Source organism: Sinorhizobium terangae, from assembly GCF_009601505.1.
Lineage (GTDB): Bacteria > Pseudomonadota > Alphaproteobacteria > Rhizobiales > Rhizobiaceae > Sinorhizobium > Sinorhizobium terangae.
Genome location: NZ_WITC01000069.1, coordinates 1 through 1,353, shown reverse-complemented (window position 1 = coordinate 1,353; position 1,353 = coordinate 1). Strand labels below are relative to the sequence as shown.

At 54.8% G+C, this 1,353-nt stretch carries 1 protein-coding gene; it reads right to left on the bottom strand.

The genetic code is table 11. The features are described 5' to 3' along the window. Positions 1–185 precede the first annotated feature (185 nt). Positions 186–1,223: an IS110 family RNA-guided transposase gene (locus tag GHK62_RS18160; protein ID WP_153440540.1), complete on the bottom strand. Its 1,038-nt coding sequence runs from the start codon at positions 1,221–1,223 to the stop codon at positions 186–188. Positions 1,224–1,353 lie beyond the last annotated feature (130 nt).

The following is a 1,353-nucleotide window of genomic DNA, read 5'->3' as shown; positions in this document are numbered from 1 at the left end:
GTTGGCCCTCCCATTATGGGATCAGGAGAATGGGGCGGAACAATCTAATCGGCGACCTGATCGCGATGAGCGACCGCAACAGACAACCACGCGAACTTACCCCATCCGTCGTCCTGCGAAGGACATCTTTCCACCGGCGGCGGAATTCTCTTGTTTCCTCTGGTTCTCGTTACCCTGGTCGCTAATTACGCAGCGACAGGCAAGCTCTCCCGCGTCCAGCAGAATTCGGTTCCGTCACTCCATATGCGATGCATGATCACCGCAAGCCGTCGGGCCAAGGCGACAACCGCCTTTTGCCTGCCGCGGCGTTTGGCGATATTCATCGCCCAGGCTCTTAGCCACGACCATTTCTTAACATTTGCCAGCAGGACTTGCGCTGCTTCGTAAAGCAGGGATCGCATCATCGCGTCACCACAACAGGATACTCGCCCGACCCGTTTGCTTTCACCAGACTCGTTCAGTCTCGGCGTCAGGCCGAGCACAGAACCGACCGCTTTTGAATGTGCAAACCGCGCAGGAATATCGATGGTTGCCGTATAGGTGAGTGCGACAACGGGGCCGACGCCGGGGATCGTCGTCAACCGGCGGCAGACTTCATCTTCACGGACCAAATCCAAAACCTTCTTGTGCAGCCTGGTGAACTCTTCACGCAGCAGTTTGCGTGCAGTCAACAAAGGCTGCATGATTTCGCGAAGCTCAGGTCTGTCTTCGACGAGCTCTTTGATCCGCTCCTCGAATTTGACCTTGCCGACCAATCCGACTTTCAGGCCGAAGTTTCGCAACAATCCGCGAATGTCATTCTCGATGGCGATGGCTTTTTCCTGCAAGAGTTTGCGCGCGGTCAGCAATGCCCGGTGCTTCTGGCTCGTCAGTGTCTTCACATGCACAGGCCGATAGAGATTGACGCGCATCATCTGGGCTATGCCACGCGCGTCGTTGCGGTCCGTCTTGTTCGGTTGAGCTTTCAAAAATGCCTTGGCATGCCTGGTCTCGATGCAGATCACGGGCAATCCTGCCTTCGCAAGTCCTTCATAAAGCCATTGCGACAGTGGTCCGGCTTCAAGACCGATCCGCTCAATCTGCCACTTCGGGTCCTTCATCACCAAGATCAAATCATCAGGGTGAGTGGCAACCTTCGTCTCCCGGCAAATCTTGCCTGTTTCATCAACAATGCAAACCGCGGTCTCTTTCACCGACACATCCAGTGCACAATAGTGTTTCATGTTGCGCTTCTCCCTTTGATGTTTGAGGCTGTTGAAAGACATGACCTCGTTTTACCATCAGCCAGAAGCGCAGCACCGCAATCCACCATGGTCAACGATGAGGCGCAAAGCCGAATATCCCATCTAATCG